Origin of the sequence: Micromonospora sp. NPDC047730, assembly GCF_043204765.1 — a bacterium.
GTDB lineage: Bacteria > Actinomycetota > Actinomycetes > Mycobacteriales > Micromonosporaceae > Micromonospora.
Map to the genome: position 1 here is coordinate 428,443 of NZ_JBIDCU010000003.1, position 23,324 is coordinate 451,766.

Here is a 23,324-nt window from a genome sequence, read left to right on the forward strand (position 1 = left end):
TGGCCCGGACGGTACCGACCACAACCGACACTTTCCGCGCCGGACGTCCCGTTCCCACCCGCACGGCCGCGTCCGATTTCCGCGAGCCGAGGGCGCCGAGCAGGGGCATCATCGGTGACGTGGAATTGGACTTCGAGCGGTGCTACCGGGCCGTCGACAGCCGCGACCAGCGGTTCGACGGCTGGTTCTACACCGGCGTGACCTCGACCGGGATCTACTGCCGGCCGTCCTGCCCCGCGATGACGCCGAAGCGGCAGAACGTCCGGTTCTTCCCCTCGGCCGCGGCGGCCCAGGGCGCCGGGCTGCGCGCCTGCCGGCGGTGCCGGCCGGACGCCGCCCCCGGCTCCCCGCACTGGGACGTCCGGGCGGACGTGGTCGGCCGGGCGATGCGGCTCATCGCCGACGGGGTGGTCGACCGGGACGGTATCCCGGGGCTGGCCGCCCGGCTCGGCTACACCGAGCGGCACCTGCACCGGATGCTGCGGGCGGAGATGGGCGCCGGCCCCCTCGCCCTGGCCCGGGCGCAGCGCGCGCAGACCGCCCGCACCCTGATCGAGACCACCGGCCTGGGCATGGCGGAGATCGCGTTCGCCGCCGGGTTCGGCAGCGTCCGGCAGTTCAACGACACGGTCCGCGAGGTGTACGGGACGGCCCCGTCCGAGCTGCGTACCGCTCGGGGCCGGTGCGCCGCGCCGGGCGGGGCGGGCACCATCACGCTGCGGCTCGCGTACCGCCCGCCGCTGCACGCGGGGGCGCTGCTGGACGTCCTCGCGCTGCGCGCGCTGCCCGGCGTCGAGGAGGTGCGCGACAGGACGTACCGCCGGGGCCTGCGGCTGCCGCACGGCCCGGGCGAGGCGACCCTGACCCCGGCGGACGGGCACGTGACCGCCACCCTGCGGCTCACCGACATGCGCGACCTGGCCCCCGCGGTGGCCCGCTGCCGCCGCCTGCTCGACCTCGACGCCGACCCGGTCGCCGTCGACGGCACCCTCGCCGCCGACCCGGCCCTGGCCGGGTCGGTCGCCGCCGAGCCGGGCATCCGCCTCCCCCGCTCGGTCGACGGCTTCGAGATGGCCCTGCGCGCGATCGTCGGCCAGCAGGTCTCCGTCCGCTCGGCCCGCACCACCCTCACCCGCCTGCTGGACCATCTCCGCCCGCCCGTCCCCGACCCTTCCGACGGCGGGGAGGGGCCCGGGCCGTGGCTGGCCGGCTTCCCCACCGCCGAGGAGGTGCTCGGGGCGCCGGACGAGGTGTTCGGGATGCCGGCGGGGCGGCGGGCGACGATCCGTGCCCTGGCCGGGGCCGTCGCCGACGGGTCGCTGGACCTGGCGCCCGGCGGGGACCGGGAGGAGACCGTCCGGCGGCTGCTGGCGCTGCCCGGGATCGGCCCCTGGACCGCCGGCTACGTCGCGATGCGCGCCCTCGGCGACCCGGACGTCCTCCTCCCCACCGACCTCGCGGTACGCCGGGGCGCCGCCGCCCTCGGCCTGCCCGACGACCCGAAGACCCTCGACGCGTACGCCGACCGCTGGCGCCCCTGGCGCTCGTACGCGGTGATCCGACTCTGGAGAGCAGCATGAGCATGAACGACAGCACCGTCGTCGACACCCCCGCCGGGCCGCTCAGCATCGTGGCCGGCCCGGACGGGGCGGTCCGGGCGGCGGGCTTCACCGGCGAACCCGAGCACCTGCTCCCCCTGATGCACCCGACGCTGCGGGCGCCGCTGCGGCGCCGGGCCGACCTCGGCCCGGTCACCACCGCCGTCGCGGCCTACCTGGACGGCGAGCTGACCGCGATCGACACCGTGCCGGTGGAGCAGCACACCGGCGGCGTGTTCATGGCGCACGCCTGGCAGGTGCTGCGCGAGGTGAAGCCGGGTGACCCGGTGACCTACACCGGGTTCGCCGGGCTGGCCGGCCGCCCCGCGGCCGTACGCGCCGCCGCGGCGGCCTGCGCCCGCAACGCGGTCGCCCTGTTCGTCCCCTGCCACCGGGTGCTGCGCACCGACGGGACGCTCGGCGGCTACCGCTGGGGGCTGGACGTGAAGAAGTGGCTTCTCGGACACGAGCGGCCGTGACGGGAAGCTGACAGCGGCGCCATTCACATTTGCCGCTACCGTCGGGTAGTGCCTGCGGACGGCGACGGCGACCCGGCTCCCCGGGGGGTCGAGGCCGGCCCGCATCCGCTGCGCAACCTCTGGCGGCTGCGCCACTACCTGCGCCCCCACGCGGCCGAGTTCGGCTGGCTGCTGCTGGCCGGGCTCGCCGCCACCGGGGCGGGCATCGCCGTACCGCTGGTCACGCAGCGGGTGGTGGACGGCCCGGTCGCGCGGCAGGACCCGGCGGGGCTGTTCCGGCTGGCCGGGCTGGCGCTGCTGCTCGGCCTGGTCGAGGCGCTGCTGATCTTCATCCGGCGCTGGGTGCAGTCGTCGTCCTCGATGCGGATCGAGGCGGCGATCCGCGCCGACGTCTACGCCCACCTGCAGCGGCTGCCGGCCAGCTTCCACGACCGGTGGCAGTCCGGCCAGCTCCTGTCCCGGATCACCAGCGACCTCTCGGTGCTGCGCCGGTTCCTCTCCTTCGGCCTGTTCTTCCTGGTCCTCAACCTGGTGACCTACCTGGCCGTGGTGGCGCTGCTGATCCGGCTGCACCCCGCGCTGGGGCTGCTGGTGGCGGCGAGCGCGGTGCCGCTGTTCCTGATCACCCGGCGCTTCGCCCGGCGCTACCACGCCGCCTCCCGCCGGATGCAGGACCAGCAGGGCGACGTGGCCACGCTGGTCGAGGAGACCGCGCAGGGGCTGCGCACGATGAAGGCGTACGGGCGGGGGCGGGAACTGGCCGCCCGCTTCGCGGCCGGCGCCCGGGCGCTGCACGACACCGGGGTCGGCAAGGGCCGGCTGCTGGCCCGCACCTCCGCCCTGCTCGACCTGGTGCCGAACCTGACCCTGGGCGTGGTGCTGGTGGCCGGCGCGGCGGCCACCGCCGGGGGCGTGCTGACCATCGGCGAGCTGGTCGCGTTCGTCAGCCTCCAGCTGATGCTGATCTGGCCGGTGCAGTCGCTGGGCTGGATCGTCGCCAACGGCCAGGAGGCGGCGACCGCCGCCGACCGGGTGCTGGAGGTGCTGGACAGCCCGCCCGCCATCGTGGACGCCCCGGGCGCGGTCGCCCTGCGCCGCGCCGAGGTGCGCGGCCGGCTGCGCTTCGAGCGGGTCTCGTTCCGCTACCCGGGCACCGGGGCGCCGGTGCTGCGGGAGGTCGACCTTACCGTCGAGCCGGGCGAGACCGTGGCGCTGGTCGGGGCGACCGGCTGCGGCAAGAGCACCCTGCTCTCCCTGGTGCCCCGGCTGCACGACGTGACCGGTGGCCGGATCACCCTGGACGAGCGCGACCTGCGCGACCTGCGGCTGTCCTCGCTGCGCCGGCTGGTCGGGGTGGCCTTCGAGGAGCCGACGCTGTTCTCCATGTCGGTGTGGGAGAACCTCACCCTGGGCCGGCCGGAGGCCGGGGAGGACGAGGTCCGGGCCGCCCTCGCGCTGGCCCAGGCGGACTTCGCGTACGAGCTGCCGTGGGGGCTGGCCACCCGGGTGGGCGAGCAGGGGCTGTCGCTCTCCGGCGGGCAACGCCAGCGGCTGGCCCTGGCCCGGGCGGTGCTCGGCCGGCCGGCGCTGCTCGTGCTGGACGACCCGCTCTCCGCGCTCGACGTGCACACCGAGGCGCTGGTGGAGGCCGCGTTGAAGCGGGTGCTGCGCAACACCACGGCCCTGCTGGTGGTGCACCGGCCCTCCACCATCGCCCTCGCCGACCGGGTGGCGCTGCTGGAGGGGGGCCGGATCACCGCCGTCGGGCGGCACTCCGAGCTGCTCGCCGACGTGCCGGCGTACCGCGCGGTGCTCTCCGCCGAGCCGGCCCCGGTGCCGCCCGACGGTCGCGGCCTGGTGCGGTCGTGACCGGCGGGGCCGCCCACCCGGGCGGGGCGGACCTCGCCCGGTGGCGCGGCGTCGCCACCGACCCCGACGCCGACCGCAGCCACGCCGAGGACACCGCGCCGGAGGCGGTGGCCCGGCTCCGGGCCCGCAGCCGGGTGCTGCTGCGCGACCTGCTGCGCCCGCACCGGCGCCGGCTCGGGCTGGCCGTCGTGCTGCTGCTCGGCCAGAACGCCGCCGCGATGGCCGGGCCGTACCTCGTCATGCTCGGCATCGACCGGGCCATCGCGCCGCTGCGGGCCGGCGAGCCCGGCCCGCTGCTGGCCGTCGCCGCCGCGTTCGCCGCCGCCACCGTCGTCGAGTACGCCGCCCGCCGGGGGTTCCTCGCCCTCTCCGCGCGTATCGGCCAGGCCATCCTGCTCGACCTCCGCCAGCGGGTGTACGGCCACTTCCTGCGCCTGTCGGTGGCGTTCCACGAGCGGTACACCTCCGGCCGGATGGTCTCCCGGCTCACCAGCGACCTGGACTCGATCGGGGAACTGGTCGGCGGCGGCATCGACGGCCTGGTGCTGGCGGTGCTGTCGATCCTGTCGGTGGCCGGCATCCTGCTCTGGCTGGACCCGCCGCTGGCCGCGGTGACCCTGCTCGCGTTCCCGTTCCTGTTCTGGCTGTCCCGCTGGTTCGCGCGGGCGTCGGCAGACGCGTGGCGGCGCACCCGGGAGACCGTGGCGCTGGTCATCGTCCACTTCGTGGAGTCCATGCGGGGCATCCGGGCGGTGCAGGCGTTCCGCCGGGAGCCGCGCAACCAGCGGATCTTCGCGGCGGTCAACGACGACTACCGGGTGGCGAGCCGGCACGCGTTCCGGCTGATGGCGACGTACTCGCCGGGGATCAAGGTGATCGGCAACGTGACCGTGTCGGTGGTGCTCTGCTACGGCGGCTGGCGGGTGCTCGGCGGGGCGACCGGGATCGGGGTGCTGGCCGCGTTCCTGCTCTATCTGCGGCGGTTCTTCGAGCCGATGCAGGAGCTGAGCCAGTTCTACAACTCGTTGCAGTCGGCCACGGCGGCCCTGGAGAAACTGGCCGGGGTGCTCGACGAGCGGCCCTCGGTGGCCGAGCCGGCCCGGCCCGTGCCGCTGCCCGCCGGGCCGGGGCGCGGGGCGGTCGCCTTCCGGGCGGTCACCTTCGGCTACCGGCCGGACGCGCCCATCCTCGCCGGGCTCGACCTCGCCGTCCCGGCCGGGCAGACCGTGGCGCTGATCGGGCCGACCGGCGCCGGCAAGTCGACCGTCGCCAAGCTGCTCGCCCGGTTCCACGACCCGCTCGCCGGCACGGTCAGCCTGGACGGCGTCGACCTGCGCGAGGTCGCCGACGCGGAGCTGCGCCGCGCGGTGGTGTTGGTGACCCAGGAGACGCACCTCTTCGGCGGCACGGTCGCGGAGAACATCCGGTTCGGCCGTCCCGGCGCCGACGACGCCGCCGTGGAGGCCGCCGCGCGGGCGATCGGCGCGCACGACTTCATCGCGGCCCTCCCGGAGGGGTACGCCACGCAGGTGCACCGGCGCGGCGGCCGGCTCTCCGCCGGGCAACGGCAGCTCGTCGCGTTCGCCCGGGCGTTCCTGGCCGACCCGGTGGTGCTGGTCCTGGACGAGGCGACCTCCTCGCTGGACGTGCCGACCGAGCGGCTGGTGCAGCGCGCCCTCGGCACCGTCCTGCGCGACCGCACCGCCCTGGTGATCGCGCACCGGCTCTCCACGGTGGAGACGGCCGACCGGGTGCTGGTGCTCGACGGCGGCCGGATCGTCGAGGACGGCCCGCCCGGCCGGCTCGCCGCCGCCGGCGGCCGTTACGCCGCCCTGCACCGGCAGTGGCGCGATTCGCTGGTGTGAGCTCTGGTCGCCGCCCCGCCGCCTGCGGTCGGCGGGCCCCACGAAGATCACCGGTGCCACTAGACTCACCGCGCCGAGCGGAGCGGTCCACCGGGTGGTCGTCCCGACGGCGGCGACGGGGGAGGTTGCGAGTGCGGTTCGGACGACGGGTGATGGTGGCCGGGGTGGTCGTCGCCTGCGCGCTGGGGGCGGCGGCGGTCGCCGGAATGCCGTTCGGCGACGCCGGCCGGACGCCGGCCACGCCCACCGCGCAGGAATCCCCGGCGTCGCCGGGCGACGGCGCCGCCCCGACGGGCGCGCCGGCCGCCGACAGCGGGCTCGGCAGCCGCCCCGGAGGTGGCGCCACGCCGGGGGCGGCGGCGACCCTCCGGGCCCGCCCGGCCGCCGAGGTCGCCGCCGACAGCCCCGCCTCGGTCTCCTACCTGCGCGACCGCTACCGGGTCGACGCCGACGAGGCGGCCCGGCGGCTCGCCCTCCAGGAGCTGTCCGCGCCGCTGGCCGCCCGGCTCGCCACGGAGTTCCCCGCCGCGTACGGCGGGATGTGGCTGGACCAGGCCGCCGGCGGCGTGCTGACCGTCGCCGCCACCGGCGTCGAACCGGTCCGGGCGGCGCTGACCGGTATGCCGGACGCGGCACACGTCCGGGTGGTGTCGGTGCGCCACCCGCTGCGGCAGCTCACCGAGGCGGCGACCCGGCTGGCCACCGCGCTCGACGCCACGGCTGGCGCCGACGTGGTGGTGGACGAGCGGGCCAACGAGGTCGTCGTGCTGACCGGCGACCGGATCGCCGCCGACGATCCCCGGCTGGCCGACGCGCTGCGCGCCGCCGGGGTGCCGGCCCGCGCGCAGGCCCGGGTCGCCGACAGCGTGGTGCAGAAGGCCTGCGACCCACGCGACTGCGCGCGGGCGCCGATGCGCGGCGGCATCCGGCTGGACGTGCCGCGCGACGACGGCACCGTGGGCGGCTGCACGACGGGCTTCAACGTGCTCGTCGGGCTGCGCGACCCGTACGTGCTGACGGCGGGGCACTGCGTCGTCGGGGGGCGGCACCAGCTGGTGGACCGCACCTGGCACCAGTTCCTCGGCCCGAAGGTGCCGATGACGGTCGAGTCGTCGAGGTCGGGGCTGGCCGAGAACGCCTACCCGTACGACTACGCGATCATGCCGTACCAGCCGGGCGCGATCGGGCGGTGGGCGTACCCGGCGGGGGCCACGCAGGTGCCCAGCCTGGTCAACTACTGGTGCGTGCCGGACAACCCCCGGTGCGCCACCGGGGGCAGCCGCGACGTGGCGATCACCGGGCACGTGCCGTGGAGCGCCATCCAGCCCGGCTGGGTGGTCTGCGCCACCGGGGCGGCGTACACGCCGAAGGCCGGCGAGCAGTACGTCGACTCGGGGGCCGGGGCCGGCTACGTGCCCGGCACCCGCTGCGGGGAGATCATCGGCAAGACCAGCGGCGGCATCGACGTGCGCATCTGCGCCCGCCCGGGCGACAGCGGCGGCCCGCTCTTCACCGAGGCCGACGGCAAGGCGCTGGGCATCCTGTCGCACGGCGACCCGGGGCAGGGCGCGTGCACCAACCCGAACGAGCGCAACTCCTACGCCCCGGTCTCCACGATCCTCGACCGGGCGAACGCCCGCACCTACGGGGGCCTGCGGATCCGGCTGGCCACCAAGGGCCCGCTGAGCGGCCCGGTCCCCCGCTGACCCGGCCGGCGGCCCGGTGACCGGGTCGCCGGCACCGGGCCGATCGACCGTCGCGCCGGCGGCTCACCAGCGGTCGACGTGCAGGACCTCGTCCAGGGGCTGCCGCCGCGCCGGCCGGAAGCCCTCCCCGGTGTGGAACGCGGTGGGGATCAGCGCGGCCTGTCGCACGGTCGCGGGCAGCCCGAGCAGCTCGGCGACCTCCGCCTCGTACGCCAGGTGCAGCGTGGTCCAGGCGGTGCCGAGGCCGCGCGCCCGGGCGGCGAGCATGTAGCTCCACGCGGCCGGCAGGACCGACCCCCAGAGCCCGGCCTGGTTGCCGGCCGGCAGCTCGCCGGAGTCCACCTGGATGCACGGGACGAGCAGCACCGGCACCTGCCCCATCCGGTCGGCGAGCCAGGCCACGCTCTCCCCCACCCGGCGCTGCACCTCGGCCCGCTCCGGGTCGTCGGCGAAGAGCCGGGCGGCCGAGCGCTCCGAGGCGAGGTAGCCGTGCGCCGCGCGCTGGTAGATCCGGCCGATCAGGTCCCGCTTCGCCGGTTCGGTCACCAAGATCCACTGCCAGCCCTGCCGGTTCGACCCGGACGGCGCCTGGAGGGCGATCTCCAGGCACTCGCGGACCAGTTCCATCGGCACGGGCCGGGTGAGGTCCAGCCGCCTGCGGACCGAGCGGGTGGTGGTGAGCAGCTCGTCGGGGCTCAGCGGGAGTGTCGGCACGACATCCATCGTGGCACGCCGGTTAACCCGTGGTCCGGCCGTTGGCCGGTGCCTACCATCGACGGATGACTGATACGGCGAGGACGGCCCGCGCCGGCGTCCCCGAGCGTCCGACCCTGGACGGGCTCGAGGAGACCTGGGCGCGCCGCTGGCAGGAGGAAGGCACGTACGCGTTCGACCGCTCGAAGGAGCGCTCGGACGTGTACGCGATCGACACCCCGCCGCCGACCGTATCCGGCGAGCTGCACATGGGCCACGTCTTCTCGTACACGCACACCGACATCGTGGCCCGGTTCCAGCGGATGCGCGGGCGGGCGGTGTTCTACCCGATGGGCTGGGACGACAACGGCCTGCCGACCGAGCGCCGGGTGCAGAACGTCCACGGCGTGCGCTGCGACCCGACGCTGCCGTACGACCCGTCGTGGGTGCCGCCAGCCGCCCCCGTCGACGACGCCGCCCGCCGGGACCCGACGCCAGTCTCCCGGCGCAACTTCATCGAGCTGTGCGAGCGGCTGACGGTCGCCGACGAGCAGGTCTTCGAGGCGCTGTGGCGGCGGCTCGGGCTGTCCGTGGACTGGACGCTGACGTACACGACGATCGGGCGGGTGGCCCGGGCGACCTCGCAGCGGGCGTTCCTGCGCAACCTGGCCCGGGGCGAGGCGTACCAGGCGGAGGCCCCGACACTGTGGGACGTCGGGTTCGCCACCGCCGTCGCCCAGGCGGAGCTGGAGGACCGGGAGCGGCCCGGGGCGTACCACCGGCTGCGGTTCGCCGGGCCGGCCGGGCGCGAGGTGCTGATCGACACCACCCGGCCGGAGCTGCTGCCGGCCTGCGTGGCGCTGGTCTGCCACCCCGGCGACGAGCGGTACGCGGACCTGGTCGGCGGCACCGCGCGTACGCCGGTCTTCGGGGTCGAGGTGCCGGTGCGGGCGCACCCGCTGGCGGACCCGGCCAAGGGCACCGGCATCGCGATGGTCTGCACGTTCGGCGACCTGACCGACGTGACCTGGTGGCGGGAGCTGCGGCTGGACACCCGGGTGGTGATCGGCCGGGACGGCCGGCTGCTGCCGGAGGCGCCCGCCGGGGTGCCGACGCAGCCCTACGCGGCGCTGGCCGGGCAGACCGTCAACGGTGCCCGGCGGACGCTGGTGCAGCTGCTCGCCGACGGCGGCGACCTGGTCGGCGAGCCGCGCCCGATCACCCACCCGGTGAAGTTCTACGAGCGCGGCGACCGGCCGCTGGAGATCGTCTCGACCCGGCAGTGGTATCTGCGCAACGGCGGCCGGGACGCCGCCCTGCGCGAGGAACTGCTGGCCCGGGGCGGGGAGCTGCGCTGGGTGCCGGAGCACATGCGGCACCGCTACGAGCACTGGGTGGGCGGCCTGACCGGTGACTGGCTGGTCAGCCGGCAGCGCTTCTTCGGCGTGCCGGTGCCGGTGTGGTACCGGCTCGACGACGCTGGCGAGCCGGACTACACCCACCCTCTCACGCCGGACGAGTCCGCGCTGCCGGTCGACCCGTCCAGCGACGCCCCGCCCGGGTTCGAGGAGTCCCGGCGCGGCCGGCCGGGTGGCTTCGTCGGCGACCCGGACGTGCTCGACACCTGGGCCACCTCGTCGCTGACCCCGCAGATCGTGGGCGGCTGGGAGACCGACCCGGACCTGTTCGCGCGGGTCTTCCCGATGGACCTGCGCCCGCAGGGGCAGGAGATCATCCGTACCTGGCTCTTCTCCACCGTGGTCCGCTCGCACCTGGAGCACGGGGTGCTGCCCTGGCGGGACGCGGTGCTCTCCGGCTGGATCCTGGACCCGGACCGCAAGAAGATGTCCAAGTCCAAGGGGAACGTGGTCACCCCGATGGCGTTGCTGGAGCAGCACGGCTCCGACGCGGTGCGGTACTGGGCGGCGAACGGCAAGCCGGGCATGGACCTCGCCTTCGACCCGGCCCAGATCAAGGTCGGCCGGCGGCTGGCCACCAAGCTGCTCAACGCGTCGAGGTTCGCCCTCGGGCTGGGCGCCGCCGACGCGTTGCGCGCCCCGGCGACCGAGCCGCTGGACCGCGCCATGCTCGCCGAACTGTCCGGCGTGGTCGCCGCCGCGACCGCCGCGCTGGAGGCGTACGACCACACGGCGGCGTTGCAGGCGGCCGAGTCGTTCTTCTGGCGGTTCTGCGACGACTACATCGAGCTGGTGAAGGAGCGCGCCTACGGCTCCGGGCCGGGGGCGGACTCGGCCCGGGCGGCACTGGCCACCGCGCTCTCGGTGCAGCTGCGGCTGTTCGCCCCGGTGCTGCCGTACGCGACCGAGGAGGTCTGGTCCTGGTGGCGCTACGGCTCGGTGCACCGCGCGCCCTGGCCGACCACGTACGAGGTGGGCCGGGCGATCGAGGGCGCCGGCGAGCCGGAGCTGCTGCGGCTGGCCGGGGACGCGCTCAGCCAGGTGCGCCGGGCCAAGTCGGAGCGGAAACTGTCGATGCGGGCGGAGGTGCCGCTGGCCGAGGCGCTCGGCCCGGCGGCCCTGCTGGACCAGCTCACCGTGATCGCCGACGACCTCCGCGCCGCCGGCCGGATCACGAAACTGGACCTGCTCCCCGACCGCACCACCGAGCTGGTGATCGCCTGCGCCTTCTGAGCGCGGCCCCGCCGCGCCCGACGGGGCGCGGCGGGGTCACCAGCCGCGCAGCAGGCGCAGGCCGAGGAGGAAGGCGACGACGGCGGGGCCGACCAGCAGGGTGATCGCCTGGAGTCGGTACGGCATCCGGTGCCGGGTCAGCTCGACGGCGTTGCCCAGCACGATCACCCCGGCCAGCATCAGGAACGCGCCCCACATCGGGGCGGTCCCCACGTCGACCAGGCCGACGCGGGTCAGTTGCAGCGCCCCGCCGAGCAGCAGGGCGCCGGCCAGCGCCAGCAGGGCGACCGCCCGGTGCAACCCCCGGGCCAGCGGGTGGAGCGGCCGCCAGTGGTAGGTGCCGGCGACCGCCAGGCACGGCAGGATGACCATCAGCGGCCAGCCCCTGCCGAAGGCGCCGAACATCAGCAGCGCCCCGACCGCGAACACCAGCGTGCCGAGGCAGGCGATCACGTAGCCGGCGAAGGCGCGCCCGCCGCCCCGGGCCAGCAGCGGCCCGCCGACGGCGGCGATCAGTGCCCCGGGGATCAGTACGAACCCCGCCCACCAGTGGAAGTGGCCGCTGGCCTGGGCGGCCGTGGTGGTCGCCGCCGCCGCGAGCCCGGCGACCGCCAGGCTGACCAGCCAGTGCCGGCCGGCACCGGGGTAGGAATCGCGCGACATGACCAGACCCGCTTCCGCACTCACTTCCACAGCCTCGCCGGGTGGCGCGGCCCGGTCCATCCGGCCAGCCCTACCATCGGGGGTCGGGCCGCCCGGACGGCCGTCACGCGGGGGTCAGCTCGTCTCGCCAGCCACGCTGAACGAGCGGAGCCGGTCGATCGCCAGCACCGTGAAGCCCACGCTGATCAGCACGGTCATCACCGCCGCCACCGGCACCGAGACGCTGGTCTCCAGCAGCCCGGTGGGGGCCAGCCGATCGGCGAGGGCGATCACGTACTGCTGGATGGAGAGGACCTTGGTGCCGCTGACGAAGTTGCCGAGCAGCCCCTCCCAGATGAGCACGTAGACCAGGCCGAGCAGCACGGGCCGCCGGGTGAGCAGGCTCAGCGCCACGAACAGCGCCGAGTACGCCAGCGCCCCGACCGCCGCGGCGGCGGCGAGCGCCAGGCCGAGGCGTACGGAATGGGCGAGCACGCCCGCGACGTAGAGCGGCACCGCGACGGTGACCGCCGTGACGCCGGTCGCCACCGCCAGCTTCGGCAGCACGATCTGCCAGCGCGGCAGCGGCTTGGTCAGGATGTGCACGACCGTGCCGTCGTCGATCTCGGCCCCCAGCACGCCGGTGCCGACGATCAACGCGACCACCGGCAGCACCACGGCCAGGCCGAGGCCGACCAGCACCGGCGGGCCCCACTCGCCCGGGTCCACCCCGAGCGAGCGGGAGAGCACGGCGAGCAGCACCAGTACCGCCGGAAGCGGCACCAGCAGGAGGAACCGGCGACGCCCGAACAGCCCCCGCGCGGTGATCCAGGAAACGGTAGACATGCTCAGGCCTCCACCAGGTAGGAGAAGACGCTCTCCAGGGACTCGTCCTCGGGCACCAGTTGCCGCACCCGGATGCCCTTCGCCAGGGCGATCTTCGGCAGCGCGCGGGTGAACGCGCCGTAGTCGCCGGCCCGCACGGTCAGCCCCGCGCGGCCCAACTCCACCCCGGTCACCGACGCCTCCGCCATCAGCGCCACGGCGAGCGCCCGGTCGTCGGTGGAGTGGACGGCGAAGACGTGCGGCCGGTTGGTCATCAGCCGGCGGATGGTGCGGAAGTCGCCGGAGGCGGCGAGCCGGCCGGCGACCATCACCTGGACGGTGCCGGAGACCTGCTCGACCTCCTCCAGGATGTGCGAGCTGAACAGGATCGTCCGGCCGGCGTCGCCGAGGCGGTGCAGCAGCTCCATCATGTGCAGCCGCTGACGCGGGTCCATCCCGTTGAACGGCTCGTCCAGCAGCAGCACCTGCGGCTCGTGCACGAGCGCGGCGGCCACCCGGGCGCGCTGCCGCATGCCCTTGGAGTACGTGCCGATCCGGCGGTCCTGCGCCCCCTCCATCTCCACCAGGGCGATCGCCCGGCGGGCCGCCGCCGCCGGGTCCGGCAGCCGGTGCAGCTTCGCGCTCGCCAGCACGAACTCGTACGCGCTGAGGAAGGTGTGCACCGCCTCCCGCTCGCTCACCAGGCCCAACCGGCGGTAGACCTCCGGGTTGCGCCAGGTGGGCCGGCCGTCCAGGGTCACCGCGCCGCGCGACGGGGCCAGGAAGCCGGCCATCATGTGCAGCAGGGTGGTCTTGCCCGCGCCGTTCGGGCCGAGCAGCCCGGTGACGCCGGGCCCGAGGGTCATGCTGACGTCGTTGACCGCCACCACGTTGCCGTACCAGCGGGAGACGCCGGCGAGGTCCAGGGTGCTGGCGGCGGTCGCGGCCCCCGCCGCGGGCTCGGCGCTCGTCGTGGTCATCGGGCGGCCACCTTCCGGTATCGCAGCAGCAGCAGGGCGACGCAGCCGGCCACGAGCAGCACGGCGGCGGCCGCGTAGACCGGGCCGAAGTCGCCGATCATGAGCCCCTCCTGTCCCTTGGGGAGCAGGTCGCCGAGGGCCCAGTCGCCGACGCCCCGCACCAGCGTGGACGGCGAGGCGAGGAAGGCCAGCTCGTTGACCGTCCGGGACGGCATGATCGACAGGGTGCCGACGACCGGGGTGGTCATCAGGAACACCGCCACGATCCCGCCGGCCGCGAACGCCCGCTTGCCGGTCAGCGACGCGACGAGCAGGCCGACCGAGGCGAAGACCACCGCCCAGAGCCCGGCGTAGAGCAGGCCCGGCAGCAGGTCCAGCAGCTCGTTCCAGACCCCGCGCATGCCGTCGTCGGTGGTGAAGGCGGCGCCCAGGAACATCACCAGCTGCGGGCCGCCGAGCAGCAGCCAGAGCGCGGTCACCAGCGCCAGCAGCTTGGCCAGCGGGTAGTCCGACCGGGGCAGCGGCCGGGAGAAGTAGAGCGGCAGCACCCCGCTGCGCAGGTCCCGGGAGACCAGCTCGGGGGCGACCACCGCGACGAAGAAGATGACGAGCCAGCTCATGTTGTCGGCGAACTGGGCGTACGTCATCACCGCCTCGCCGATCTGGCTGCGCACCGCGGTGAGGCCCGCGGCCACCACGGTGACGATGCCGACCACCAGCCAGGGGAAGATCTTGGCCTTGGCGCTGCGCCCGAACCCGAACGCCGTACGCAGCCCGTGCAGGTAGAGCGCGCCGAAGACCTGCCGGCGCCCCAGGCGGGGGCCGGTGTAGCGCTGGTAGCCGATGTCGTGGATGACACCGGTGGGCTCAGGCATGGCTGGGCTCCCTCGTGGCGAAGAGCTCGGCGACCCGGTGCCGGCGCTGGTCGAGCCGGTGCAGCGGCAGGTCCAGCTCGGCGACCGCGCCGAGGATGAGGTCGTAGGTGGCGTCGTCGGCGAGCTCGACGAGCAGCAGCCGCCCGTCCCGGCGTACCGGCAGGCGCAGCGCGGCGAGCCGGGCGGCCAACTCCTCGGTGCCCTCGCTGACCTCGACGGCGAGCACGTCGGTGGCCGACGTCATGGCGGAGATGTGGTCGGCCCGCAGCAGCCGCCCGCCGTCGATGGCGACCAGCGTGTCGCAGATCCGCTCCACCTCGCCGAGCAGGTGCGAGCAGACCAGCACGGAGATGCCGAACTCGGTGCCGATCCGGTGCACCAGGGCCAGCATGGCGTCCCGGCCGGCCGGGTCGAGGCCGTTGGTCGGCTCGTCGAGCAGCAGCAGGTCGGGGTCGTGCACCAGGGCCTGGGCGAGCTTCACCCGCTGCTTCATGCCGGTGGAGTAGCCGCCGACCGGGCGGTAGCGCTCCTCGTAGAGCCCGACGTGCCGCAGCGCCTCGGAGGCCCGCTCGCGGGCGACCGTACGCGGCAGCCCGCTGATCCGGCCAAGGTGGGTGACCAGCTCGGCGGCCGAGAGGTCGGGCGGCAGGGCGTCGTGCTCGGGCATGTAGCCGACCCGGGCGCGGACCCCGGCGGAGTCGGTGGTCGGGTCGAGCCCGAGCACCCGGACCCGCCCGCTGGTCGGGGCGAGGAGGCCGAGCAGGATCTTGATCAGCGTGGACTTGCCGGCGCCGTTCGCGCCGACCAGTCCGATGATCCCCGGCTCGACCGCGACGGTCAGGTCGGCCAGCGCGGTGACCCCACCCCCGTACGTCTTGGTCAGCGACTCGGTCGCGATCAGTGTCACGACGTCCAGCGTAGGAGGCCGACGCCCCTGCTGGGAGCGGCACGCCCCCGGCGCTCCCCTGATCCTCGCGGCCCGAGTCCCCTAGGGTCCGGTCCCCGTGACCGGGAACCTCACGGAAATCCGCCCGCAACCTCGACGGCCGGTGATGCGTCCACTCTAGAGCGGGGTCACCGCTGGCCGGGACGGACCGGGGTCCGCCGGCGACCGACACACGGGGAGGATCATGACCGGCGAAACGCCGTTGCCCAAGGTGAGCGTGGTGGTTCCCACGCACGACAGCGGGCCGCACATCGAGAAACTCGTGGCCTCGCTGCTGCGCCAGTCGCTGCCTGCGACGGAGTTCGAGGCGGTCTTCGTCGACGACGGCTCGACCGACGACACGCCCGAGCGGCTCGAGAAGATCGCCGCCGAGCACCCGCACTTCCGGGTGCTGCGCATCGAGAACTCGGGCTGGCCGTCCCGGCCGCGCAACCTCGGCGTCGCGCACGCCCGGGGCGAGTACGTGTTGTTCGCCGACGACGACGACTGGCTCGGCGACGAGGCGCTCGAACGGATGTACGGCTGCGCGCGGGCCCACGACTCCGACGTGGTGGTCGGCCGGATGGCCGGGCACGGGCGCGGCGTGCCGCGCGAGCTGTTCCGGCGAAACCGGTTCGACGCCACGCTCGCCAACTCGCCGCTGATCGACAGCCTCACCTGCCACAAGATGTTCCGCCGCGCCTTCCTCGACGAGCACGGGCTGCGGTTCCCGGAGGGGCCGCCGCGGCGCCTGGAGGACCACCGGATGGTGGTCCGGTCGTACCTCCTGTCGAGGCGGACGTGCGTGCTGTCGGACTACACCTGCTACCACCACGCCCGCCGCGGCGACGCCGGGAACGTCACGGCCAGCCGGCTGGACCCGGCGGAGTACTACGCCAGCCTGCGGGAGGCGATCGACATCGTCGACGCGCACACCGAGCCGGGGCCGCTGCGCGACCGGCTGCACCGGCGATGGCTGCGCAACGAGATGCTCAACCGGGTACGCGGCCGGCGGATGCTCGACGCCCCCGAGGAGTGGCTCGCCCAGGTCGTCCGGGAGATCCAGGGGGTGATCCGGGAGCGGTTCGCGCCCGGGGTCGCCGCCGGCCTGCCCCCGCTGCAACGGGTGCTGGCGCACCTCGCCGAGCAGGGCCGGGTCGCGGACCTGCGCCGGCTGGCCGAGTGGGAGACGGGCGTCCGCGCCGTCGGCGCCGTCGACCGCATCGAGCGGGCCGGCAGGACGCTGACCGTCGACGTCTCCGCCCGGCTGGTGTCCGCCGGGCGGCCGCTCGCCTTCGCCGAGGACGGCGGCCGGGACCTGCTGGTGCTCCCGGTCGACGGGCTGGACCGGGAGCTGCGCGACCTCACCGGGGCGCTCGGCCGCAGCAGGCTGGACGTCGTCGCCCGCCGCGGGCAGACCAGCGAGGAGGTTTTCCTGCCGGTGTCGTTCGCCACGGAGCGGGTGCCCGCCGGCGACGGCACCGCGCACGTCGTGCACCGGGCCACCGCCACGATCGACTTCACCGCCCTCAACGGGGGCCGCACCGCGGGCACCTGGTCGCTGAAGGCCCGGGTCACCAGCGCCGGCTGGACCGAGGACGCCCGCCTGCCGCTGCTGCTGCGCTGCGCCGCCGACGGCGCCGCCCCGGTGGTGGAGGACGAGCGGGCGCTCTGGCACCGGCTGCGCCGGGCCGTGCGGCGCCGGATCAGGCGGCGCTGACCGGCCGGGGCAGCTTGAGGCCGGCTCGGGCGGGTCGGCAGGACATCGACCGGTGACAGGACGGCACCGGCCCGACAGACTGTCCACATGCTCACGCGACTGCTCCGCACACCGTTGACCTGGGTCGTGGCCGTCGTCCTCGTCGCCGGGTCGGCGTTCGGCCTCTACTGGTTCCAGCCCTGGAAACTGGTCACCGACGACGAGGTCGACGAGACGCTCTCGACCGTGGAGGCGGCACCGGGCCCGACGGCTCCCACCACCGGCGCCACGGCCTCCCCCACCGGGCCGGTCCTGGTCAGCCGGGGCGAGTTCGTGACCCACGAGCACGACACCTCGGGCACCGCCCGGATCGTCCGTACCCCTGACGGGCGGCACCGGCTGGAACTGGTCGGGCTGGCCACCTCCAACGGCCCGGACCTGCGGGTCTGGCTCACCGACCAACCGGTGCGGAGCGGCACCGCCGGCTGGCGGGTCTTCGACGACGGCCGGTGGGTCGAACTGGGCCGGCTCAAGGGCAACAGGGGCGACCAGGGGTACGACATCCCGGCCGAGGTCGACCTGACCGGCGTGACCAGCGTCTCGATCTGGTGCAAGCGGTTCGCCGTCTCGTTCGGCGCGGCACCGCTGGCTCCGCTCCGCTGATCCGCCGGCCGCCGGCCGCCGGCGCGGCGCGGCGTGGCGTGGCGTGGCGTGGAGTGGCGCTCTCGACCGATCGCCGACAGGCTGAGAAACTGTGTGCCGGTCAGCGGGTTGGGGGATGGATGAGCAACGGCTGGGTGGTGCCCGACGAGGTGCTCCGGGACGCGCCGGCGTACACGCCGCGCCCCGGCGAGCTCGCCGACCTGGAGCTGCTGCTGACCGGGGCGTACGCCCCGCTGACCGGCTTCATGACCCGCGCCGACCTGGTCTCGGTGAGCCGCCGGGGCCGGCTCGCCGACGGCACCCCGTGGCCGGTGCCGGTGACGCTCCAGGTGCCCTCGGCGCTCGCCCAGGGCCTGGACCCGCGCGACGAGGCGCGCCGCACCCTGGTGCTGACCGACGGCGAGGGCGCGCCGGTCGCGGCGCTGGAGGTCGCCGACGCCTGGCAGGTCCGCGACGGGGTGGCGGGCGTCGGGGGCACGGTCCGCCGGCTCGGCGACGGCGGTCATGGCCCGTTCCAGCGGCTGCGCCGCACCCCCGAGGAGGTACGCGCGCTGCTGCCGCCCGGCCGGGTGCTCGGGGTGGTCGCCGACCGCCCGTTGCACCGGCCGCAGCTCGCCCAGATCGCCCACGCCGCCCGCACCCTCGGCGCCCACCTGCTGGTGATGATCCCCGTCGGCGAGGACGGCGTCGGTGGGCTGCCCCCGGAGGCGCTGGTGCGCGGCATCTTCGCCGCCCGGGACCGGATGCCGCCGGCCACGCTGGTCGCCGTGCCACTCAGCCGGCGCCGCGACGAGATCAGCGACGCGCTGCTGCGGGCCCGGGTGTCGGCGGCGTACGGGGTGACGCACCTGCTCTCCACCGGTGAGATGCTCTCGGGCGCGGGCCTGCGGGTGCTGGTGCCGCGCGAGCTGGCCTACGACAACCGCGACGGGCAGTGGCGCTGGCGGGAGGACATCCCGCCGCGCAACCGGCGCCTGGCCCTGACGCAGGCGGAGATCGACGACCTGCTGGACCGGGGCTTCCCGCTGCCCGAGTGGCACACCCCGCCGGCGGTGGCGAGGGAGCTGGCCCGGGCCCGTCCGCCCCGACGGCACCGGGGCCTGGTGGTCTTCCTGACGGGGCTCTCCGGCTCCGGCAAGTCGACGATCGCGCGCGGCCTCGCCGACGCGCTGCGCGAGCAGGGCGACCGGACGATCACACTGCTCGACGGCGACGTGGTGCGCCGGGAGCTCTCCGCCGGCCTGGGCTTCGGCAAGGCCGACCGCGACCTCAACGTGCGGCGGATCGGCTGGGTGGCCGCCGAGATCGCCCGGCACCGCGGTGTCGGCATCTGCTGCCCGATCGCCCCGTACGCACAGGCGCGCGCGACCGCCCGGGAGATGGCCCTGGCCGCCGGGGCCGGTTTCGTGCTGGTGCACGTCGCGACCCCGCTGGAGGTCTGCGAGCAGCGCGACCGCAAGGGCCTGTACGCCCGGGCCCGGGCGGGCCTGCTCACCGGGATGACCGGCATCGACGACCCCTACGAGGAGCCGACCGACGCGGACCTGGTGGTCGACACCAGTGACCTGACGGTCGACGAGGCGGTCCAGGCCGTCCTGCACCACCTGACCGAGACGGGCTGGGTGGAACCCCGGCTCCAGTCCATCTGAGCCGCCCCCGTTTCCTTCCGTTGATCCGCCCCTGTTCCTTCCGTGGGTCATTCCTCCGCGCTAGTGTTCGTCTTTGTTCGAACACGTTTGACCGCGTGAGGGCGCGCGGGGAGCACGGAGGTGCGACGGATGCTGGCTCAGCAGCGCCAGGCGGCCATCCTGGACCGGGTACGCGCCACGGGCGGGGTACGGGTCACCGACCTGGCCGTCGAGTTCGGCGTCTCCGACATGACCATCCGGCGCGACCTGGAGGCGCTGCACGAGCGTGGCCTGCTGGCCAAGGTGCACGGCGGCGCCACGGTCGCCGGCCCCGGCTCGACCGACGAGCCGGGGTTCCGGGCCAAGTCGGTGCGGCAGCTGGCGGAGAAGGCGGCCATCGCGGGGCGGGCCGCGGAACTGGTCCGGCCGGGCGCGGCGATCGCCCTGTCCGCCGGCACCACCACCGCCGAGCTGGCCCGCCGGCTGGTCGACGTGCCGGGCCTGACCGTGGTCACCAACTCGCTGCCGGTGGCCGAGATCCTGCACGTCGGGGGCCGCCCGGACCAGACCGTGGTGCTCACCGGCGGGGTGCGTACGCCCTCCGACGCCCTGGTCGGGCCGCTGGCCGTCGGCGCGATCCGGTCGCTGCACCTGGACCTGCTCTTCCTCGGGGTGCACGGGATCAGCGAGCGGGCCGGGTTCACCACGCCCAACCTGATGGAGGCGGAGACCGACCGGGCGCTGGTGGCCGCCGCCGACCGGCTGGTGGTGCTCGCCGACCACACCAAGTGGGGCACGGTCGGCATCTCCGCCATCGTCGAGCTCTCCGCCGCCCACGTGCTGGTCACCGACGACCGGTTGCCTCCCGAGGCGCGGCGGTCGCTCGGCGACCGGGTGGGCGAACTGGTGGTCGTGCCGGCGGCGGACGGGGCGCGGGCGGCCACGCCGACGGGGGTGGCGCGATGAAACGCACCGCGATCGAGCTGGCCGACGGCCGCGAACTGATCTACTTCGACGAGCGGGACGACGTCGTCCGCGACCAGCCGGACCGGCGCGAACTGCCCCCGCCGCCGCCCGCGTCGCAGCTGCGCCACGACCCGCTGACCGACGAGTGGGTGGCGGTCGCCGTGCACCGGCAGACCCGCACCTTCCTCCCGCCGGCCGACCAGTGCCCGCTCTGCCCCACCACCGCCGGTCGGCTCAGCGAGATCCCCGCCCCCGACTACGACGTCGCCGTCTTCGAGAACCGGTTCCCCTCGCTGAGCGGCCGGGTGGCCGACGAGCCGGCCGAGATCACGCCGTTCACCCCGGTCCGGCCCGGCCGGGGCCGTTGCGAGGTGGTCTGCTTCACCGACGACCACAACGCCTCCTTCGCCGGCCTGCCGCCGCGCCGGGTGCGTACCGTGCTGGACGCGCTCGCCGACCGGACCGCCGTGCTGAGCGAGCTGCCCGGCGTGGAGCAGGTCTTCCCGTTCGAGAACCGGGGCGTGGAGATCGGGGTGACGCTGCACCACCCGCACGGTCAGGTCTACGCGTACCCCTTCGTGACGCCACGCACCCGGGCGATGCTGGCCGCCGCCCGCCGGCACGCCGACCGCACCGGCGGGCGCAACCTCTACGCCGACGTGCTCGCCGCCGAACGGGCCGCGGGCGACCGGGTGGTCGCCGCCAACGAACACTGGACCGCGTACGTCCCGGCGGCGGCGCGCTGGCCGTTCGAGGTGCACGTGGCCCCGCACCGGCCGGTGCCGGACATCCCGGCGCTCGACGACGCCGAGCGGGACGCCTTCGGCCCGCTCTACCTCGACGTGCTGCGCCGCTTCGACGGGCTGTTCGACCTGCCGATGCCCTACATCGCCGCCTGGCACCAGGCCCCGGTACGCGTCGACCGCGAGCTGGGCCACCTGCACCTGCAGCTGTTCAGCATCCGGCGGGCCCGGGACAAGCTGAAGTACCTGGCCGGCTCGGAGTCCGGCATGGGCGTCTTCATCAACGACATCGCCCCGGAACGCGCCGCCGAACTCCTGCGCACCGTTCGAAAGGAGGGGCACCTTCCTAACGCCCACGGTAGAGGAAGGGCCCCTTCCTAACGTCTGGTGGCACCAGCGCGTCAGGCAAAAGGTGGTGCAGACAGGGCGCGGGGGGCCCGGGACAGGGCCCCCCGCAGGGAAGGGACGGCTGGCTGTGCGCGACAGCCGGGAAGGTTGGCTGATCGGCACGCTTGCCGCGAGGCGACCGCGGTCAACCTTCCTGGACGCGACTGGCATCTCGTCCACCCAGGTCAACGAGGCGCGCCGAAGCAGGTGACGCCAGCGGCGTGTCACCCCCCGACACGCCGCCGCCCCGAATGCCCAGGGCCCCGGATGTCGCTGACCACGGCGTCGTCGGCAGCGGAAACTCGGCGGTGAGCGGGGCTCGGTGTGGCCCCGGACAGGTCGTCACCACCGTCGTCGTACGGTTGCCTTCCGGCCGGTCACCAGGCTCGCCGCCGGAACGTCGTCGGTCACGACCGCGCCGGCGGCGACCACGGCGTCACGGCCGATGCTGACGCCGGGAAGGATCGTGGCACCGGCGCCGATCCACACGTTCTCCGCCACATCGATGGGCCCGCCGCTCAGCCACCCCCGTCGCTCCTCAGGATCGACCGGATGACCGACGGTGATGAACGTGGCCCTTGGTCCGACCATCACGCGCTCGCCGAGCCGGATGCCGGCGTAGTCCAGGAACGTGCAGTTCTGGTTGATGAACACGCGCTCCGCGAGGTCCAGGTGAAGGCCGTGGTCCGTGTAGAAGGGCGGATAGATCGTGACTCTCCTCGACAGCGGCCTGCCGAAGATCTGTTCGAACAGTTCCGCCCTGCCCGCTTCGTCGTCGAAGGGCAGGACGTTCAGGCGGGAGGTGAGTTCGGTGACCCGCAGGACCCTCTCGGCCATGGCCTGGAACTCGGCGCCGTGGATGCGCATGAGACGGTCGCTGGACATGCAGGATCCTTTCTGGTGTACCGGTGACCGGACAGGACTCACCGGGCGCGCTGGTGGCGCGACGACTGCTGCCAGCAGCCGATCGGGTCACCCTTGTCGGGGCCGGGACCGGCGAGCATTTGCGCTGCCGCTGTCGCCGCTGCGTGACGTCGTCGCCCAGGACGGGCGCCAGACCGTCCCAGGGAGCGCGGGCAGGGCTCGGAGATGGGTGATGACTCCCCGGAGCCCGGGATGTGGATTCGTTCTGGGGAGGATGAGAGAGATCGGGTACGCGAGGGTCGGACCCACGACAGGGATGCGGCGTAGGTCGTGGTTCGTCGGCCAGACATACCGGTCGCGTGCCCCCACGAGAGTGGCCACGTCCGCGGAGGCCGCGAGGGTGTCCAGGAGCACTTCGTCGCCGAAGTGCGGGCCTGCCGCGTCGATGCGCAGGTCGAATTCGGTGGTGAGCTGATCGTAGAAATCCGCCCATTCGCTTCGGGGCGCGATCCCCGGCACCCATATCCGGTGCCTGCGCAACTGCGGTGGCGTCAGTCTTCGCGCGGAGGCGAGCGGATGCCCCGGGCCGACGAGAAGTTCCAGCGGAGAGTCGAACGCGTGGATCATCTGCACGTCGGGCGGCAGTGCGTCCAGGGCGGTGACGGAACGGAACGAGGCGTCGACGTCGCCCGCTTCGACGGCGGCGACCGCCACGCGTGGGTCGTCGACCCGGAGGGTCACCACGTCGAGGTTGATCTCGGGATGCGACCGCCAGTAGTCGTGCAGCACGACGGCCTGCGCGCTTCGCAGGCCGAGAACGTCGATCCGAAGGGCCCGGAAGCCCGGCCTGACCGCGGTGATGGCGCGCTCGACACCCGCGACGATGCTCCGCGCGTGGGGGAGAAACGCCCGACCGTCGAGCGTCAGCTCGACCCCTCGGGCGGTACGTGTCAACAGACGGACTTCCAGCTCGCGCTCCAGGGCGGCGATCCGCTTGGAGACTGCCTGCTGCGTGACGCCCAGTTCCTCGGCCGCGCGCTGCAACTGTCCGAGCTCGGCCGCCCGGACGAACGATCGCAACGCCTCGGTGTCCACCGGTTCACCCTAGGCGCGCACAACTGATCGTTGTGGCTCGCCGTGGGCCGGTTGTTCGACCAGGCTCCGGCGCCACGGGCCCGGCCCGACTCACTCCCGACCCCGCCCCTCCCTGGGCGAAGAGTCGGGAAGGCGGGGAGAGCGACAGGCGGAGAGGGCTCCGGGAGGAAG

The 23,324-nt window shown here is 74.7% G+C and carries 19 protein-coding genes; 11 read left to right on the top strand and 8 right to left on the bottom strand.

Going from position 1 to position 23,324, the window contains the following annotated elements:
• Positions 1-119 precede the first annotated feature (119 nt).
• The 5 genes from ACGF5G_RS11315 (at position 120) to ACGF5G_RS11335 (ending at position 7,517) form a co-directional block, all read left to right on the top strand.
• Positions 120-1,580 (top strand): AlkA N-terminal domain-containing protein, encoded by a 1,461-nt coding sequence (locus ACGF5G_RS11315; RefSeq protein ID WP_393261403.1) that lies wholly within the window; start codon positions 120-122, stop codon positions 1,578-1,580.
• Complete coding sequence (locus ACGF5G_RS11320; RefSeq protein ID WP_393261405.1) at positions 1,577-2,077, top strand: methylated-DNA--[protein]-cysteine S-methyltransferase; 501 nt, start codon at positions 1,577-1,579, stop codon at positions 2,075-2,077. The genes ACGF5G_RS11315 and ACGF5G_RS11320 overlap by 4 nt, the downstream gene beginning before the upstream one ends.
• 48 nt (positions 2,078-2,125) lie before the next feature.
• Positions 2,126-3,946, top strand: a complete 1,821-nt coding sequence (locus ACGF5G_RS11325) for an ABC transporter ATP-binding protein (RefSeq protein WP_393261407.1) — start codon at positions 2,126-2,128, stop codon at positions 3,944-3,946.
• Positions 3,943-5,811 carry an ABC transporter ATP-binding protein gene (locus ACGF5G_RS11330; RefSeq protein WP_393261409.1) on the top strand — a complete coding sequence of 623 codons (1,869 nt, stop codon included), beginning with the start codon at positions 3,943-3,945 and terminating at the stop codon, positions 5,809-5,811. The genes ACGF5G_RS11325 and ACGF5G_RS11330 overlap by 4 nt, the downstream gene beginning before the upstream one ends.
• Before the next feature lie 131 nt (positions 5,812-5,942).
• The gene (locus ACGF5G_RS11335) at positions 5,943-7,517 is read left to right on the top strand and encodes a trypsin-like serine protease (RefSeq protein WP_393261411.1); all 1,575 of its coding nucleotides are present in this window, start codon (positions 5,943-5,945) and stop codon (positions 7,515-7,517) included.
• A gap of 63 nt (positions 7,518-7,580) precedes the next feature.
• Here the strand turns inward: ACGF5G_RS11335 and ACGF5G_RS11340 are convergent, their stop codons facing one another.
• Entirely contained in the window at positions 7,581-8,240 is a 660-nt protein-coding gene (locus ACGF5G_RS11340) for a nitroreductase family protein (RefSeq protein WP_393261413.1), read from the bottom strand.
• A 56-nt stretch (positions 8,241-8,296) separates the two neighbouring features.
• On the opposite strand from ACGF5G_RS11340, the gene valS reads away from it, so the two are divergent.
• On the top strand, positions 8,297-10,861 hold the full coding sequence (gene valS, locus ACGF5G_RS11345; protein ID WP_393261415.1) for a valine--tRNA ligase: 2,565 nt from the start codon (positions 8,297-8,299) through the stop codon (positions 10,859-10,861).
• Between the two features lie 36 nt (positions 10,862-10,897).
• Here the strand turns inward: valS and ACGF5G_RS11350 are convergent, their stop codons facing one another.
• From ACGF5G_RS11350 to ACGF5G_RS11370, 5 genes are all read right to left on the bottom strand, one after another.
• The gene (locus tag ACGF5G_RS11350) at positions 10,898-11,524 is read right to left on the bottom strand and encodes a hypothetical protein (RefSeq protein ID WP_393261416.1); all 627 of its coding nucleotides are present in this window, start codon (positions 11,522-11,524) and stop codon (positions 10,898-10,900) included.
• 114 nt (positions 11,525-11,638) lie between these two features.
• Positions 11,639-12,349, bottom strand: coding sequence for an ABC transporter permease (locus tag ACGF5G_RS11355; protein ID WP_393261418.1), 711 nt, complete (start codon positions 12,347-12,349; stop codon positions 11,639-11,641).
• Positions 12,350-12,351: 2 nt separating this feature from the next.
• Complete coding sequence (locus ACGF5G_RS11360) at positions 12,352-13,308, bottom strand: ABC transporter ATP-binding protein (RefSeq protein ID WP_393261419.1); 957 nt, start codon at positions 13,306-13,308, stop codon at positions 12,352-12,354.
• The gene (locus tag ACGF5G_RS11365; RefSeq protein ID WP_363701158.1) at positions 13,305-14,183 is read right to left on the bottom strand and encodes an ABC transporter permease; all 879 of its coding nucleotides are present in this window, start codon (positions 14,181-14,183) and stop codon (positions 13,305-13,307) included. Before ACGF5G_RS11365 ends, ACGF5G_RS11360 begins: the two co-directional genes overlap by 4 nt.
• On the bottom strand, positions 14,176-15,090 hold the full coding sequence (locus ACGF5G_RS11370) for an ABC transporter ATP-binding protein (RefSeq protein ID WP_350703954.1): 915 nt from the start codon (positions 15,088-15,090) through the stop codon (positions 14,176-14,178). Before ACGF5G_RS11370 ends, ACGF5G_RS11365 begins: the two co-directional genes overlap by 8 nt.
• 223 nt (positions 15,091-15,313) lie before the next feature.
• Here ACGF5G_RS11370 and ACGF5G_RS11375 point away from each other — a divergent pair, with 223 nt between their 5' ends.
• From ACGF5G_RS11375 to galT, 5 genes are all read left to right on the top strand, one after another.
• Positions 15,314-16,828, top strand: a complete 1,515-nt coding sequence (locus ACGF5G_RS11375; RefSeq protein ID WP_393261421.1) for a glycosyltransferase family 2 protein — start codon at positions 15,314-15,316, stop codon at positions 16,826-16,828.
• 87 nt (positions 16,829-16,915) lie between these two features.
• Positions 16,916-17,470 (top strand): DM13 domain-containing protein, encoded by a 555-nt coding sequence (locus tag ACGF5G_RS11380; protein WP_393261423.1) that lies wholly within the window; start codon positions 16,916-16,918, stop codon positions 17,468-17,470.
• Positions 17,471-17,589: 119 nt separating this feature from the next.
• Positions 17,590-19,119, top strand: coding sequence for an adenylyl-sulfate kinase (gene cysC, locus ACGF5G_RS11385; RefSeq protein ID WP_393261424.1), 1,530 nt, complete (start codon positions 17,590-17,592; stop codon positions 19,117-19,119).
• A 129-nt stretch (positions 19,120-19,248) separates the two neighbouring features.
• Complete coding sequence (locus tag ACGF5G_RS11390) at positions 19,249-20,064, top strand: DeoR/GlpR family DNA-binding transcription regulator (RefSeq protein WP_393261426.1); 816 nt, start codon at positions 19,249-19,251, stop codon at positions 20,062-20,064.
• Positions 20,061-21,188 (top strand): galactose-1-phosphate uridylyltransferase, encoded by a 1,128-nt coding sequence (galT, locus tag ACGF5G_RS11395; RefSeq protein ID WP_393261428.1) that lies wholly within the window; start codon positions 20,061-20,063, stop codon positions 21,186-21,188. The genes ACGF5G_RS11390 and galT overlap by 4 nt, the downstream gene beginning before the upstream one ends.
• A gap of 348 nt (positions 21,189-21,536) precedes the next feature.
• On the opposite strand, the gene ACGF5G_RS11400 is transcribed toward galT, so the two are convergent.
• Both ACGF5G_RS11400 and ACGF5G_RS11405 read right to left on the bottom strand, forming a co-directional pair.
• Positions 21,537-22,079 carry a DapH/DapD/GlmU-related protein gene (locus ACGF5G_RS11400; RefSeq protein WP_393261431.1) on the bottom strand — a complete coding sequence of 181 codons (543 nt, stop codon included), beginning with the start codon at positions 22,077-22,079 and terminating at the stop codon, positions 21,537-21,539.
• Between the two features lie 87 nt (positions 22,080-22,166).
• Positions 22,167-23,153 (bottom strand): LysR family transcriptional regulator, encoded by a 987-nt coding sequence (locus ACGF5G_RS11405; protein WP_393261433.1) that lies wholly within the window; start codon positions 23,151-23,153, stop codon positions 22,167-22,169.
• Positions 23,154-23,324: the final 171 nt, after the last annotated feature.